The organism is Streptomyces sp. SudanB52_2052, from assembly GCF_964272415.1.
GTDB classification, from domain to species: domain Bacteria; phylum Actinomycetota; class Actinomycetes; order Streptomycetales; family Streptomycetaceae; genus Streptomyces; species Streptomyces olindensis.
On record NZ_OZ186796.1, the window covers coordinates 2,270,067 to 2,286,795 of the forward strand.

General features: G+C 69.8%; 4 protein-coding genes. All 4 read right to left on the bottom strand.

All coding sequences use genetic code 11. The features are described from left to right. Window positions 1-180 precede the first annotated feature (180 nt). Window positions 181-2,160 (bottom strand): DUF4041 domain-containing protein, encoded by a 1,980-nt coding sequence (locus ACSUPV_RS09940; RefSeq protein WP_436947335.1) that lies wholly within the window; start codon window positions 2,158-2,160, stop codon window positions 181-183. A gap of 78 nt (window positions 2,161-2,238) precedes the next feature. Next, the gene (locus tag ACSUPV_RS09945; protein WP_436947336.1) at window positions 2,239-8,238 is read right to left on the bottom strand and encodes a hypothetical protein; all 6,000 of its coding nucleotides are present in this window, start codon (window positions 8,236-8,238) and stop codon (window positions 2,239-2,241) included. An 85-nt stretch (window positions 8,239-8,323) separates the two neighbouring features. Then, complete coding sequence (locus tag ACSUPV_RS09950) at window positions 8,324-10,636, bottom strand: hypothetical protein (protein WP_436947337.1); 2,313 nt, start codon at window positions 10,634-10,636, stop codon at window positions 8,324-8,326. Beyond that, window positions 10,633-16,587 carry a DEAD/DEAH box helicase gene (locus ACSUPV_RS09955; RefSeq protein WP_436947338.1) on the bottom strand — a complete coding sequence of 1,985 codons (5,955 nt, stop codon included), beginning with the start codon at window positions 16,585-16,587 and terminating at the stop codon, window positions 10,633-10,635. Before ACSUPV_RS09955 ends, ACSUPV_RS09950 begins: the two co-directional genes overlap by 4 nt. Window positions 16,588-16,729 lie beyond the last annotated feature (142 nt).

Sequence of the window (16,729 nt, forward strand, 5' to 3'; positions counted from 1 at the left end):
TGGGGGCATGTCCTTCGTGACTCCACCGGGATGGAGCGGAAGCCCGTCGGACCGCGTGGACGATGCGTTCGAGGGTACCTGGCGGCACTGACAGTCGTACCGGTGGCCGCTGGCCTGGCAGGAGACACCGTGCCCGGTGTCCCTGCCGCAGCTCAGCTGCCCGCGGTGGGCTGTCAGCCGTCAGCGGTGCGCCTGTGCCGGAGCCACGCTGGCCCGCCACTCGGGGGCGTCAGGTTCCTCATGGAACTCCAGAAGGTGCTGGCCCGCGTAGCGGGCGAGGGCATCGCGGACCTGGACCGGGGTGACGTGGAAGAACTCACGTCGTGCGTTGACCCTGTTGACCCTCTGGTCCTCGAACTCCTGGTGCAGGGCGCGTTCCAAGCCGACGGCATCGTCGCTGTAGATCAGCGCGTGCACGTCGAAACGGAAGGGCACGGAGGCGTCACCGAGCTCGTTGACGCGGTCCATGGGGTCGAGGCGGCGGGTGAGACCGATCTTGACCATGGACTCGCCGAAGGCGCCGATGTTGGAGATGACGTACACGTATCCCGCGCGGCTGTTGGCCTCGCGGCGGTTGATGGCCTCCTCCTCCGCATCGATCTCGCCGAGCTTCCGCTCCAGCTCCTCGATCTGGGACGGGTCCGCCTGGCCCGCGGAACGGGCCCGGTCCAGCGCCAGGACGAGGCGATTGCGCTCCTTGTCGAGCCGGGCGCGCTCCCGGGCGATCTCCCGTTCCAAGCGCTCCTCCTCGCGCTGCCGCGCCCGCTCCTCGCGACGCTGTTCCTTTTCCTCCTCGATCTTGGCCAAGTGGTCGGCGGTGAGTTCCAGTTCGCGTACACGCAGCCGGTGGTACTCGTCGGTCACCCGGATCTGCATGGTCTTGCCGAGTCGTGCGATGGTCTCCCGGGACTTCGCGAGCCGGTCGATGAGAGAGGCGAGGCGGTGGGGTTTCATGCCCCGTACAGCGGCATCGGCCTCGGCGTTGTAGGCGCGCAGCATCAGCTTGGAGAAGTCACGCACCATGCGGCGCCCCTCGGCGGCGGAGCCGTTGACCGTCCATTCGGTGACTCCGACGACGGCCCGCCCGTTCTTGGTGAGCGCCTTGTACTGCTCCTTGATCCGGTCGCATTCGGCCTTGTAGGCGACGGCGTCCGCGAGCGGGTGGCGGTACTCGTAGATGCCGGCCTCCTGAAGCAGCACCAGGTCGTCGGTGACGACCAGACCGCTTCTGGCCACAGCCAGCCGGCGCTCGGCCTCCTGGGCCTGTACCTCCATCTCGTGCAGCCGCTGCCGGGTACCGTGGAGCTCGTTCTCGGCGCGTTCGGCGGCCGCCTCCACTTTCGCGTCGAGGACGGCGTCGATGCGCTGCAGCTCGGTCAGGTGCTCGGCGTGGGTGCGGCGCAGGCGCTCGGTCTCCTGAACCAAACGCGTCGCGTCCGCGCCGGCGAGAGCGGTGAGTTCGGCCAGCAGGCGCTGGTTCTCCGCCCGCAGGGCCTCTGCTTGGGCGGCTTGGGCATGCAGCTCGTCTCCCAGGCGGGCGGCTTCCGCCTCCGCTTCCCTGCGGCGGCGGCCGAAGAGACCTCCACCGCCGGAAGGCCGGGACGAGTGCTGCGGTGCGGCGGCGGACGGAGTGATCGGCCCGGACTGCACGGGAACGGGTGCCGATACTGAGCTGGTGAACGGTTGCACAGGAACGGGCGCCGGTGCCGAGCCGGTGAACGGTTGGGCGTGAACGACGGCTGGTGCGGCGAGAGGCTGTCCGGGAGCGGGATGACCAACGACGCCGACCTGCTGGGCGTACCACTGGCGCCACTGCTGCAGGCGGTCGGCCAGGTTCTGGCCGTCCCGCTTGTCCATGTTCTTGAACTCGGCCGCCCACCCGGTGACGGACAGGGTGAGCACTCCCTGGCCCAGCCCGCCTGTCCAGTGCAGGTCGATGATCTCGCCGAGGGCATGCGACACGAGCCGCTGCCCGGTCCAGCCCTGCGCCCGGAACAGCACGCGGCGGTCCGTGAGGGCGAGCACACCCATCACGCCATCGTGGTGCGCGACGGCGAGGGCCTGAACGGTTTCGTCGGGTGTCAGCACCTCGGGAAGGCTCTTCACGGAGCCCTTGACCGGGAACCAGATGCCCTTGATCGCGGCCGCTGCCGCATCCACGTCGGGTCGGGAAGAGTATACGGGCAAGGGGAGTTCACTTTCTCTTGTCATTGTCATGCCTGTCAGCGCACGGACCGGTCATCCGGCGGCGCCGAGCACGCCCAGCGCCGCGTGGAGGACGGGCTCCACACGCAGGCGCGAACCGTCCCGGTCGAAGGCCTGGAGGGCCTCCAGGCACGTGACGGCCCGACGTGCCTCGTCGGTGTCGAGGCCGGCCATCTCGGCCGCGGTCACGGTGTAGGCATCGTCGTGCCATCCGGTGCCGAGCTGGTCGACGACCGCGAAATAAACGGCCTTGACGGTGCCGCTCTCCAGCAGGCCCACGGCCTCGACGAACTCTCCTGCGCCGCTGCTCTGTTCCAGCCACGAAGTGAGGTCCTGCAATACCTTGTCCTGGTCATGGTGGTGCTCACGCAGTTCCAGCACCTTGTCCAGCAGGAACGGCCAGCCTCCGGTCACCGCCGCCAGACGGGCCAGGCGCTCGTCCGTCTCGCACAGGCTGTGACGTTGTGTCCAGTCCTTCAGGCTTCGCGAGTCGTGCCGGCGCAGCACCACCACGGTGTCTTCGTCGGCCTCGGCGCCGGTGAGAAGGTCGGACCAGAAACCGAGCTGTCCCACCCCCGACACCAGGACGACGGACCTGGTGGACCCCGCGGTTTCGGGCAGGACGGCTCTTGCCAGTTCGAGGGACTCCCGGCAGGACTTCTCGCTGCCCCATGCGAGGTCGCTGATGAGCAGCCGCCGTTCGCCGGCGCGGTCGGCCGCAAGCTCCTTGCGGAAGGTGTTGGCGCTCCCGATCGGGGGCACCGACCAACCCGCCACCATGCCGGTCACTTCCCGCAGCGTCCGCTCCACATCCGCCACGCCGGTCGCCTGCGTACCGAGGACGACCCGGGCCTGGTTGACGCCCTCCCCCAACAGGTAGTCGATCTGGTTGACGGTGAGCGGGGCGGACCGACCGTCGGAGAGATCGGGTCGGCTCTCCAGCACGACGGTCTCCTCCAGTCGGGACTCCTTCTCCGCGCCGAGGAGCCGTGCCTCGATCTCCTGTGCGGTGCCGATCATGCGCAGTGCGTTGGGGCCTCTGAGGTGCCAGCCCTGTCCGTCGTTGTTCGGCGCCAGAACGCCAAGGCCGACCATCTCCTGGAGGTAGGCCCGGAAGCCCTCACTGTCGAGCTGCTCGAAGCCCTGGGGCCACCATCCGGCGCACTCCTCCCGCAGTTCCCGATCACTGAGACGGGTCTCGAGTCCGTTGTCCCGGGCATGCTGGGCGAGGACGTTGGCGATGACGTGGTAACGGTCGTCGAGGGCCAGAGTGTCCTTGAAGGCCGCGGTGATGTCCGAACGCAGCGAGGCGTCCTGTTCCACCGCGTCCACGTCGGACTCCTCGATGGTGTAGGGAGGCGGGGCGAGCGGAAGGCGCGTCCGCTTGTCCTGCATGACCTGCACCATCCGACTGCCGAAAATCTGCAGCAGGAAGGGCTGGTACGAGCAGAAGCCGAGCACCCGGTTCACGAGATCGACGTCGGCGAACTCGAAGCCGAGCGCGCGCATCGGGTGCACGATCAGGTCGGCCGCGAACTGCGGGGCGAGCGGCCCGACGACCGTGGGCGTCTGTGCCAGGTGGCTGAACGGGCCGTTTCTGGCGAGCCGCGTGAAGCGCTGCACGGAGTGCAGACCGGCGAAGACCACTTTGGCCCGGCCGCGGGAGTCCTCGCCGAGACCGCGCAGGCGGCGGGTCTCCGTGCACTCGGGCACGTCCGCCTCGAAGAAGCGGTCGCACTCGTCGAGGAGGATGAGCAGCCGCCGGTCGGGGTCCTGTTCGAGCCACCGGGCGATGCCACCTGTGACCCGCTGCCACGACTCCTGCTGCGGACCGCGGCGGCGTGGTTCCTCCAGAACGCCCTCCCTGGTGAGCTCCTGGTCCAGGGTGGGCCAGATCGCCTCGGCGCCGAGTGCGGTGCCCCTGCCGATGCCGATCTTGTCCAGGTTGAGGTAGAGCTTGCGGTACGCCCCTGGGCGCTGTTCCTCGAAGCGGTCGCCCGCGTCAGCGAGCAGGGCGGACTTGCCGAGGCCCCTGCCGCCGTAGAGGATCTGGGTCCCCGCCGGGTCGTGGATGCTCTTGCGCTCGCGGTCCCGGCCGTAGAACATCTCCCGGCCGATCTGACCGCGCTTCTCCTTGATGTACGGGTTCACCGAGGAGAACGGCAGCAGCGTCTCGGTCGTCGGGTCCACCCGCCGGTTGCCGTGAGCCGTGAGATATGCCAGGGCAGCGTCATCGACGACCATGATCGGCTTGGTGTCCTTGGAGGCAGCGGCCAGCTCGGTGCGGGTCCTGCTGTCCAGCGTTCCGAAGTGGACGACGAGGAGGCTGCTCTCGTCCGGGTCCTGAAGGATGCGGCTGATGAGGAGCTTCGCGGCGGGGCGGCCCCAGATCAGCAGGGCACGCAGCTTGCCTCCCCTGTCCTTGATCTGCGATCCGAAGGCCGGCGCCCAGGCACGGCCGGTGACGTGCACGTCCGCCAGTTCGAAGAACCGGTAGTCCTTGCCCCGCGGAAGGTCGTCCAGGGGCCGAGCACGCCGCGCCTCGTATCCGAGCAGGGACAGGGCCGGGGTGAGGCTCTCCCGGGGGTTGATCTTGATACGGTCCTTGGTCGCGGCGAGCCTGCTCCACAGTTCCAGAGCCGCAGCGGCCCGTTCGGCCTCCTCCTCCGAGAGCGCGGCGTAGTCCAGCACCGCGTGGTCGCCGTACCGGCCCCGGGCTCGGACGGCCTCGATCAGCTCCGCGTCGATACCGCCGGGCAGTGCGTCGGGAGCCGCGGGGAAGAACGCCTCCAGATGCGAGTCCTCGGACCGGATCTCCGGCACGGGCTCGCCCAGTTCGAGGAAGTAGACGAGTTCGGCGGCGGTGGCCAGGCTGTCGGTGTCCAGATTGCGCAGGACTCGTTCACGGTCCTCGGCGCTCACGTCCGTCAGTGCCGCCAGCCGGGCGCGCAACCGGCCGGCCGCTTCCTCCCGGTAGCGCGGCAGGAGTTCCTCGACCCGGTAGAGGTTGCGGCGCACTGCGGCCAGCTCGCCCGGCCCGTCGCTCTCCAGTTGTGCCCTGGCATCCGCCAGCAACTCCTGGAGACTGACGTCCTGTTCGACGGTGAGTGCCTCATCCGCCTGGGACCGGCGGAGTCGGGCCGTCAGCTGCCGTGCCTCCTCGGCGAGGGCCGCGTGGCGTACCCTCTCGACCTTTCCGAGTTGCGCCCGACGCTCATTCGAGAGAGTCAGTGTGCGGGCTGCGGGGAGCACGCCCAGGTCCGCGAGGTCCACGATGGTCCGGACCACGCCGAATGCGTCACGGCCGACCTGAAGGTCGATCGCCTCGTCCCAGGTACGCTCGACGGCCTCGATCAGGTCCTCGACGGTCGGTTTATCGACCAGCAGGTTCCGCCTCGCCTTGTACAGCTCCGCGTCCAAGACCTGCCACACATCGGGCTCGGGTCCCGTCTCGACCGCCCGACTGTCGGCGTCCAGTCCCCCGAAGACCTCCGCGAACAGGTCTCGCGCCACCGAGGCGGTGGCCTTCGCCAGGGCGGCGGAACTGCGCTCTGCCGCGGCGAGGTCGGCCGCGACGCGTTCGCGGAGTCCCAGGAGGGTGAGCCGCAGGGAGGCGACGGCCTGGAAGGCCCACGCGTTCTCCTCCGACCGCCCGGCCTCCAGGTCCCGCTTGACGGCTCGCCACTCCCGTACGGCGTCCCGCACGCGCTCCACGTACTGGCGGACGTTGTTGCGGCCCGCCCCCTGGATGCCACGTCCGCCCGGGCTGCGCAGGGCGCCGTCCATCTCGTCGATGGCCGCCTCGATCTGGGTGCGCCGGGCGAGGTTCTCCAGCAGTTCGTCCGCGCGCCGCTCGGCGTCCGGAGCACCGCTCACGATCGCGGTCAGCACGTTGCCGAGAAGGCCCGTCGGGGCCAGCCAGCGTTGCACCATGGCACTTGCCCGCTGGTAGCGCAGCCTCGGAGCGGTGAGCAGGGTCTGGCAGGCGTCCACGGCCGCGCGGAGCTTGCCCTCCGTCTGGGAGACGCCGGCGATGACGGCACGGGGTGGCGCGATGAGGAGTGCGCCCTGCAGGGTGCGCTCCGCCACCGCGGTCGCCACCTCGTGCAGCGCGTCCGGCAACTGCGGAGCGAGCTCCCTCAGTTGCGCCCCGACGACCGGAGCGCCCGTCACCAGGGCCGCGCGTACCAGGGTGGGCAGCAGGAGCAGGGACAGGCCTTCGCTGTCGCTTCCCTCATGGGAATCCCAATCGTGCAGTGACTCCTCGATGAACTGGGCCGCGCCGCCGGTCCTCGAGTACAGCAGCGTCGACGCGGCGGCCAGACGCAGTGCGGCGGACTCGGTCTCCGGTCGTTCGGCGGCCTGTGACAGGTGGGCGGCCAATCCGAAGCGCTTTGCGGCGACAAGGCGGGCGAGGATCGGCTCGATGTCCTTCGGCCGGGTGCCGGTGGCCGGTTCCGTGTCAGTACCGGTGGCCGTGCCTAGCGCGGAGGTCACTGCGGGTTCCGCTGTGGCCGGTCGCGACGGCTCGATCCGCGGCTCAGGGGGCTCTGCGGGAAAGGAACCCTGGTCGACCGGCGGGAGCTCGGGGGCTTGCTGCGCTGCTGCCGTGTGCGCACCGGTGTCGCCGTCCGATGCGGCGGGTTCCTCCGCCTCGTGCCGGACATCGGTGACTTCTCGGTTCTCCGGGCCCTGGACGAATTCCTCGGACCGGCCGGGAACCGTGGCTTCCGTCTCCGTCGTCACGGTGATCTGCTGGTAAAGGACGGCGGCTACGGCGTACGGAGGATGCGCCACCGACAACTGCTGCTGGACGTCGATGATCGCCTGCTGGGAGTCGTGCTGCTGCCCCAGCTCGACAAGGCGCACCAGCAACCCGAGGAAGTGCGCACAGGTGTGGTCCCTTTCGTCCCACTGCTGCTTCGCGAGCAGCCCTTCGGCACGGTGTCGGGCATCCGCGATCACCTCTGCCACTGCGCTGTCCGGAGAACAGCCGAGCGTCAGCACGGTCGCCATGGCGCGACGGGCCCGCTCGTCCCTCTCGTTCCGTTCCGCGGTCGTACGGAACTCATTGATCGCGGCGAGAACCTCGGCGAGGCGGTCGGTGACACCGGTGACCCCGACCGTGGAGAGCAGGGCCTGCGTACGGGCGAATGCCCGGGAGACGGCAGCGAGCTCTGCCAGATCGGTGACGGCGGGCGGACACCCGTCCAGCAGGGCGAGACGCACGCGGTCGGCGGCGTCCCGTGCCTCGTCGACGACGCGCTTGATTTCCTCCTCGGCCGAGGTGAGATCGTCGAGGGAGAACTGCTCGTCACATGGCTGCTGTTCCCGCTCCGCGACGGAGCCGACAGGTTTCTGCAGCGACTCCTCCTTGGGTTGCCGGGGAGCCGGAACAGCCCTGGTCCGCTGCGTGTCCTCGGCCGCTGTGCCCTCATGAGACGCGGTGTGGTGGTCGAAGTCGGGAGTCGCGTCGATCACCTTTTGCGCCGCCTTGTGCACCACGTTTCGGACGGCCTCGTCCGCCTGGATGCCGAACCAGTCGTGATCCGCGGCCCACACGAGCAGACGAGCGTCGTACGCCGATGCCTGGAGGTGGGCGAACAGCGCCAGGCGCAGCAGACGTGCCCCCCAACGATCCGCGAGCCCGGTCCCCGTGTGGAGGGGAGCGCGTTGCCCGGCTACGCGGTCGATGTCGTTCATGATGCGGGCGGTGAGATGCGATACGGCGTGCTTGCGGTCCTGGGCCGACTCCACCCGCTGTACCCGCTTGAGCACCTGCTCGCTCAGCACGTGCCCGAAGCGCCGCGGCTCGATCTTGCGAAAGCCGAGGCCCCGCATGATGGCCTGACGGTCCTTGGGAGCGAGGGAGTTGAGCGCGAGTTCCGTTTCCCCGACCGTGAGTTCGTCCATGGTCGACTCCACGACCCGGCCGAGTTCGGCAAGAGCGGCGGCCAGTTCCTTGAGCAGATCGACAGGGGTACCCGGTGGGGAGAACGGTGGTTTCGCAACCACGGGATAGCTGGCGGTCATTCAGTCCCGATCTCTTGTGCCGATGCGTTGTGCGGTGTGAGGAGAGAGCGTGCGGTTGCGCGGCCCGGCTGACGATGGAGCGCGGTCAGCGGCGGCGGGCGTGCGCGGTGACGAAGGTGTAGCCGTGGGGCAGTTCCCAGCCGTCCGCCTTCCCGACGCGGCGGCAGTGCTCCCGGTAGGCGGCGCGTTGGGCGTCGGTCGGCTCCCAGCCTGCGGGCAGCCGCCGCAGGAAGCCGTGGACGAAGTGCTCTGTCCCTGAGCTCTGTCGTGAGGCGCCGGCGCCCGCGCCCGGCAGTGGCACGACCACGGGGTTCGGTGCGTAGCCGATCAGGGCGATCGGGGGTTCACCGTCGCGTGCGGGGTGGTGGGGCTCGCCTTCGGCGCCGCGGCTGCCAGTGGCCTCGTACAGGTGTCGTTCTGCGAGGAGTGCATCGACGGCCTGTTCCAGTGCGGTGACCTGGTGCGGCGCTGGCGTCGTGTCGTACATGCTCCTGGGCAGCGCGCTGCGGTCGAGCAGGGCATGTCCGTCGGGTGTGAGCCGACCGCACCGTCGTACGGCGCGCAGCACGAGGCGTGGGGTGTCCAGTCCGGAGGACGAATCACCGTCGCGGCTGCTACCGGGGGCACCCTCGCGTGTGAGGACCGAGGGGTCGTAGCGGTGCATGATGAGCTGCCCGTCGACGTCGACGGGTTCCTCCAGTTCGACCGTGTGGAGACGGAAGACCCTGCCACCGCGCGGCCACTGGATGTGGATGCGCAGTCCCGGGAAGAAGTCGATGGGCCACTGGACCTTCCGGAGCATGCCGGTTTCCTCGGTCAGGTCCAGGACGACCTCCTGGACCTCCTCTGAGGTGTCGAGCATCCCTCCAGGGTGGCTGAGTTCCAGCCTCACGGGGACGGATTCCATGCGCAGGTAGCGCAGCCCGTCCCGAACCATCCGGCTCAGCGGCAGCCTGTCCTCCATGAGGTGCGCGAGGCGCAACGGCACCTGCCAGCAGACCTCGCTGTCGTTGATTCTGAGGTAGTTCGGCAGACCGATCTCCTCGTCGTCGGCAAGCGGAGGGTCGGCGGGCGAGGCATCGACGTACTGCTCCTCTTCTGGCTCGGGCTGCTGAGGAATCGCAGCGGCCCGCGGGGCGCGCGGGTTGACCGTGTCCCGCCAACCGCGTCCCGCCGGGCTCAACGCGTCGCCGGCATCCGCCTCCTGCGAGCCTGGATGGTGCGACCGCCAGATGCCGCCGCTCTCGAAGTCGTCGTCCAGGGTGATCCTCACGTCGCTCTCGGAGCGCAGGCCGTTGTCCGTGTCCCCGCGGACGAAGTCCGTGACCGCGAGGTTGGCACGGCACACCGAGACCGCGTACTCGACACCGGTCAGCAGCGGCTCGGCACCGTCGACACCACGCAGCCAGGGCCCGATCGCCGTGTACACGGTCCGGGAGCCGTTCAGGCCGCGGCGCCGGCGGGCGTCCGGGACGGCTCCGCGTTCCAGGGAGCCGGCGAGGGCGTGCAGGTCCGCCCCGCCCAGCGGCCCGTCGTCGCACAGGCCGGCTGCGATACACGTGCGGGTCAGCGCGTAGTGGCCCCAGCTCCGCAATGTGCCGCTGGTGCGCAGGGCATGGTTGACCGCGTCCATCAGCCCCATGAGGGCCTCGCGCAGCCGTTCCTCCGCTCTGCCGCCGGCAAGGTGGGCGGCGGACACGGGAACGAGAGGGCTCAACAGAGCTTCCCGCTGGTGGGTGAGCAGGTGGTGCACGAACGCAGTCGTGTCGTCGAGCCCGGCCGCCGATGCGGAGGGGTACCGGGCGTCCACGACGACATGTCCGTCCTTGTTGAGCCACTTCTGGCGTGCGCGGAACCGCTTGAGCTTGGCCTCGCCGAGCTGGAGCGCGGGGCCGAAGGCCGTGAGGTCGGGCACGAGAAGTTCCCTGCGAACGGGCTCTGTTGCTTCCTGCGGTTGCCCCGGTCCCGGCGCACCGGCCGGTGCGCCGGACACCCAAGCCGGTACTTCTACGTCTTCCTCGACGTCGGGGTGCCGGCCCTCCTTGTAGACGATCTCGGCGTACAGAGGGTCGGAGCCCGTTTCTATCCGGACGAGTGCTCCGACGAGAAGGGCGGGTACCTCGTCCCCCAGAGTCAGGGAGGGGAAGGCGTCGAGGTCGAAGGGGCCGTTCCCATAGCCCTCGCCGCCGAGCTCGTAGCCGAAGTAGGCGGCGTTGAAGGCGACCGCCGTGTGCACCGGACCCCGTCGGTCGTCGACGACCGCCTCCAGGTAACGGCGGAGCCGGTCCATCTCCTCGGGCGGTGTCGCCCGGTGTCCCCCGGTCATGGCGGGAGTGAGCACGGGCTCGTGGTCGTACGGCTGCCAGACGTCCGTTCCGGCTCTGGTCATCGTGGTCATGTCCCGCTCTCCCTCCGTGTCGATCCGTTCCCCGCCTGCCGTGCCGGGCGGACCGCGCGCCAGAGGCCGTCCTGGCCCTCGACGGCGGCTCCGTCGGCGGCCAGCCTCTTCAGGCTTTCACCGACCGCGGGATAGGGAAGATCGGCGCGGCCCCCGAAGTGGCGGCTGTCCCGTATCGCCCTCGGCAGGGGGATCATCTTTCGGCTCCTCGGGTTGTAGGAGGATTCGTCTCCGCGCAGTGCGTGCCAGAGCCGGCGCGGGTGCACGCCCTGTGGCTGCAGCTGCAGCAACCGGTGGACCTGGAGGTCGACGCGCTGGTCGCGCAGCGAGGTGTCGGTGCGTCCGCCGTCCCGGGGACGCGGGCTGTGGAAGGCCTCGGCGACGGCGGGGCGCCGTTCCTCCGTGGGCCAGCGGCCGGTGTCCCAGCAGGCGGAGCAGCGGCAGCGGGCCGTAGTACAGCAGCCCTCGGGGAGTTCGGCGATGCCGAAGTACTCGGCGAAGACCCGCTGGGCACAGACCGTGGTCGAGTCGAAGAAGCTCCTCAGCCTGGCCAGCTCTTCCGCTGCTCGGCGACCGCGTCGGCCGAGCAGCGGAAGGTAGCCGTCGGGCAGGGTGCGGGCGCGCACGGCGACACCGGTGACCAGGCGGCGGCTGGGTGCCGCCGAGACGTCCAGGAGACCGCGGTCGTGCAGGTCGGCGAGGAGTTCCCAGGTGGCCCCGGGGCCGTCGGCGACCGAGCGGTAGCCGACGCAGCGGTCGGCGAGTTCCCGGTCGAGGAGCCGGACGTCGACGTTCCTGGGCATATCCCACGAGAGGGCGGTGTGAATGACGTCCTGCTCGATCCGGACGAACTCGGCTTCCTCGTCCGTAGACTTGTCGGCAGGGGTACTGGCCTGCCTGGCGGTATACGGCCGCAGGTCGCCGGGCTTGACCGCGCAGTACGGGGGGTGGTCACCGAAATCCTCGACCGCTCCAAGGTCGGCGAGCGCGCCGAAGGCCCGCATGATGCCACCCTGGTAACGCTCCCGGGTGTGCCGGTCCTCCAGCTCGGACTCGCTCAGCGCACCGGTCGCCGCGTCCTCGGCCATGAGGACGTCGGCCAGCCGCTCCGGATCGAGTGTTCCGTCGTTCTGTGCGAGGACCAGGGCGCCCATGCGTCGCAGCAGGGACGGGGTCAGTTCCTGGCCCGTCATGAAACGGACCATGCGCAGCCCCCGGCTCGTGGCAAGGGCAAGGCCGCTGTTGACGGGCCCTTCACCAGTCGTCTCCCGGCCCGCGCTGTCGCGCCCGGCCCGTCCGATCTGCTGGTACAGCGCGGCCAGGTCCGTGGGCGGAGACACGCACATCACAGTGCGCACGTCGGGCCGGTTGACACCGAGCCCGAACGCGGAGGTTGCGACGATGACGACAGGTACGAAGCTGTCGTCGCCCTCGTGTGGCGCTTCCCGGAACTCCAACATGACGGCTGCCTTCTCCGCCTCCGTCAAGCGACCGTGGAACCGCAGCACGCGGACGCCGGCGTCGCCGACGTACTCGCGCAGGTGGGTGTAGAGGGTGTTGACCTCCTTGACGGTGAGGCAGTACAGGATGGCGTGGCCGTCGAGCGCGTCGACCACACGCTCCACCAGCCCCGCAACGCCGCCCTGCCCCAGCCGGTCGAGGGAGCGGCGGAAGACGGCGAGTTCGGGCCGGACCGGATTCTCACGCACCGTCACCAGCCCGCCGACGACGCCGGGACGTCCCGCTTCGGCGTCGGCCTCGGCCGAACCGGGCTCGGGCACCTCGGCCGGCATGGCGAACAGCCCCTCCCGCAGTGCCTCGTGGACGGCGCGGTTGGCGGTTGCCGTCACCGCGGTGACGGCAACGCCGTGGTCGCGCCGCAGTTCGTCCAGGAACCGGCCGACTCGGCGCATGCTCGGCCGGAAGTCCTCCCACTGCGCCAACGTGTGGGCCTCGTCGACGGCGATGCGGGTCACCCGGCCCGCCGCCGCGGCTTTCCGTACGGTTTCGCGGAAGCGCCGCTGGCAGAGGCGTTCCGGGCTGACGTAGATCAGGCGGATGCCGTGGTCGGCCCGGCCGAGGAGTTGGTCGGTCACTTCCGTCTTGCCGGCTCTGCTGCTGGACTCCCGCAGCGGCGAGATCAGGGCGCGGACCGCTCCGCCGATGGACCGGTTGAGTTCGAGGGCTTGGTCGTGCATGAGGGCGACGAGCGGGCTGACGACCACGGTGACGCCTGGCAGGACCAGCGCGGGCAGCTGGAAGGTGAAGCTCTTGCCGAAGCCGGTCGGCAGCAGTCCGAGTACGTTGCGGCCGTCGGCCGCGGCGGTGATGACGGCCTGCTGGGCCGGTTTCAGGGCCACGGGCTTGTCGGAAAGCCCCAGCAGGCCGCCGATGTGGGCGCAGCGATTCCTGACCTCTTCGGCGAGGAGGCCCTGTTCCCGCAGCTTCCGGGTCTCCTCGGGAGTAAGCGCGAGTTCGCGGATGCGCCGGGTGTGCGGCAGGAGGGTGTGCCGTTCGAGGGCCTCGTCGGTGCACAGTTCGGCGGCCCGGGCGGCATCCAGGATTCCGTGGCCCGCCATGAACTCCCAGATGCGGCGCCATCCTGAGGCCATGGTGGTGACGTTGCCGCCGCCGATGTCGCCGGTGTCCGGGTCGGGGCTTTCCAGTCCGTCGTCGAGGCTGCCGAGGAAAGCCCGTCGGTAGGAGCGGCGCAGGCTGCTCTGTCCCGCGAGTTTACGGTCGCTGATGACGACGACGCCGCGGTGCCGGTCTGAGCGGATGAGCCGGCCGACCGCCTGGCGGAGCTGGAGTGCGGCGAGCGGCAGGTAGTAGTGCTCAGTGGCAGCGCCGTCCGGGTCGGGGTGGCCGGCCTGCTCGGCGCGTTCGGCGGCGGCCGCGCGCCGGGTTTCCACGATCGGGGCGGCGAACGGCGCGAAGGGCAGTTTGTTGATCCAGACGAGACGCAGCCGCCCGGCGTCGGAGACATCGACCCCTTGCCAGAGACCCTTGGTGCCGACGAGGAACCCCCCACCGTCCCGAGGGTCGGTGAATTGCTGGTAGGCGCGGCCGTTGCCGAGGGTGAGCGCCTCGACGACCGGGGTGTCCAGTGCGCGGGAGCGCAGTTCCTCCACGAGGTGGAAGCCGATACCCGCGGCGGTCGAGCGTGCGGTGGTGAGGATCATGCCGCCACCGTCGAACCCGTTGCCGTCGGAGCGTAACCGTGTCATCTCGGTGGCGAACCCGGCCACCTGGTGGGCGACGGTGCGCAGTGCTCCCTCCTCCTGCTCGGCCCAGGACGGGAAGTCGGAGAAGCACACCACTTCGGCCTGGTTCCGCAGGTCGAAGGGGGAGGGCAGGGCAAGGGAGGGCAGATCCTCCGGCAGCCCCAGCCGACTCCGTACGAAGTCCCACTTCCCCGCGACGCGGAGGGTCGCGGAGACGTAGTGGACGCGGTCGAACGACTCCAGGTAGCGCCGCCACTCCGGATCGGCGGGCAGGTCGACGGGGCTGGTGGCGATACGGAAGCGGTAGGAGCGCAGCTCAGCCTTGGGCTCGGCCAGTTCTTCCAGATGGATGACCCGGGAGGGGAGAGCGTCCGCCGGAATGACAGCGGGGTCCAGGAAGGCGCCGATGTCGGATGTCACACGGTCGAGTGCCGTGGCGAGGGAGTCGGTGTGCGAGGCCAGCGCGTCCAGACGTTCCTGGACCAGCGGGTCGATCTGGGCGGTGTGCTGGGCGACGTACCGTTCCAGCGTGATGCGGCAGGTCGCGAGGGCTTTGGCGATGCGGTCCAGCAGCAGTGACAGCCGCCGGGTGTCCCGGGTGCCGGAGGTGCTGGAATAAGGGCTGGCGAGTGTGGTCGCGCGGCTGCCGATCCGTACCCCCACTCCCTTGGCCTGCGCGTCGAAGGCCTGGGCCGCCATCCGGGGAAGCCGTTCATCGTCGAGCAGCCGCTCCAGTTCGGCGATCGCGGCGGCGGCCTGGTCATGTGTCGTGCCCGGGCGTGCCTCCGCGATCCATGCCTGATGCTCCGACAGCAGTTCTTCCAGGTCCTGGTAGTCGACGGCGACGGTCAGCGCGGACGTGGCGGCGTTCTCCAACTCGTGCGCCTCGTCGATCACGAGCAGCACGTCCGGCCCGACGGCGCGCAGGTCGTCCAGGTGGGAGAGGACGAGCGCGTGATTGGCGAGGACGAGGCGATGGCTGCCGATCGCCTCACGGACGGTGTCGGTGTACGCGGTGAGAGGGTTGCCCGTACCGGGGCCGTAGTCGCCGTCGCGCTGGGAGAGCGACTCCAGCCAGACGGACAGTCCGGGGCCCGCGTAGTCGGTGAAGAAGGCCGGCAGGTCCACCGGGTCGACTGATCTCGCCGTCCATGCCTGCGGGGGTTCCTTCGTCGCGAGCAGGCGCAGTGCGAGAAAGACGACCAGTTCTCGGAAGCGGAGATGTCGGGAGAAACGGGCGCGGCCGCGGGCGGTGGTCTGGGAGCGGCGCCTGTGCGTGGCTTCGGCTAGGGCTTTTGTGAGGGCCGCGAGGGAGAGCCGGTTGGACTTGCCCTTGACCAGGTCCGCGATGTCAAGAACGCCGGGCAGCGCCCGCTCCAGGTCCTGGATGTCCTTCGCCATCTGGCTCTGCAACTGCTTGGTGTAGGTGGCGACGACCGCCGTTCGGTCGGCGCCTCCGGCAAGCCAGTCGAGTGCTGCGGCGAGCACCGCATAGCTTTTGCCAGTGCCGGTGGGTGCTTCCAGCAGCCCGCTGACGCCTTGGTCGGTCCAGTCGTGCAGCGTCGCCGTCATCTGCTGCTGGGCAGGGCGGGGTTCTACGCGGAGGCCGTGCACGACCCGGGCGAGAGCGGTCGGATCCACCCGGCCGTCGACGCCCCGGAGCTCGTCCGGGATGACGAGGGGACCACAGACCGGTGACAGGCCGTCAGCAGTCCGCCGCGGTGGGTGCTGCGCAAACTCGGCGCCCAGTAGGCGGGCCACGTGCGCCTGCTCCCAGACGAGTGCTTCTCGTTGGCCGCTTCTCTCCCCCTCGGCGAGTTCCCGCAGCAGCCGCCACGCGTCGGAGTCGGGGCAGACGTCCGCGACGAGCCCGCGTAACTCGGGTGTCCGGTCGGCGAACTCCGCTGCGGCCCGCTCCAACAGGCGGACGAGCATGGCCGCGTCACCGTCCGCCGTGTGAGCACGCAGATCCGTCCTGGGTACATGAAGCTCACGTGCCAGGTCCTGAAGCCGGTGGGACGGGGCTGTCGGCCACAGCGCATGGACGACGTACAGGGCGTCGACGAGGCGTACGGCGCCGAGCGGGTCACCGGTGCCGGCCTCCTTCGCCGCCTCGGTGGCGAGAGGGAAGTCCAGCTCCGTGCCGTTGTAGGCGACGACGACGTCCGCATCCGCGAGGAAGGCGCACAGCTCCGCCCATGCTTGCTGCGCGGGGACCCCCCGGTCCAGCACGGCTTCCCGCACCGCGCCGTCGCGCAACTCGTCGCTGTCCCCGGGGAACCTGAAGTACCGCTGCCAGCGAGGCGCTGCCGCCACCCAGTCCGGGTCGGCGCCGCACCTGAGTGCTGCCGCTTCGTAGACGTGACGTTCCACGTAGGGTGCGGTCGCGGTGGTGCGTACGACGCTCTCAATGTCGAGTGCGACGGCCCGCAGGACGGACGGACGGGGCGGCGACGCGCCATCGAGGGACTTGGTGTCGCTCACCGACGGTTGCTCGGAGACGCGTGGCTCCGACAGGGCAGCGGGCGTGAGACGACCGTCCGAAACGATCAGCAGGCCCCCACCGACCGCCTCGCTGATCAACTTGATTAACCGTTGCTCCGGCAGCCTTCCGAACTGCCGAGTCGCCTCCACGACAAGGTCCCGCTCGGAGATTCCGGACGGGAAGGCGCACACCACGTCTGCGATCTTCCGCGCCGCAGCAGAGACCACCTGCTCGTCGGCCATTGAGACACCCCCCTGTTACACGGCTCCCGGCCGACGCCTGATCACCGCATCACCCCTGGTGGCTTCGGCTGCCCCTCCCCAGGAGAGCCGAGGCACGTGCTCGCGGCATCAGTTATGACATCTACGCCCAACAGCATGAATG

Coding starts and splice junctions, on each gene's coding strand:
- ACSUPV_RS09950 (WP_436947337.1), bottom strand. CDS start 10,636: ATGACCACGATGACCAGAGCCGGAACGGACGTCTGGCAGCCGTACGAC.
- ACSUPV_RS09955 (WP_436947338.1), bottom strand. CDS start 16,587: ATGGCCGACGAGCAGGTGGTCTCTGCTGCGGCGCGGAAGATCGCAGAC.
- ACSUPV_RS09945 (WP_436947336.1), bottom strand. CDS start 8,238: ATGACCGCCAGCTATCCCGTGGTTGCGAAACCACCGTTCTCCCCACCG.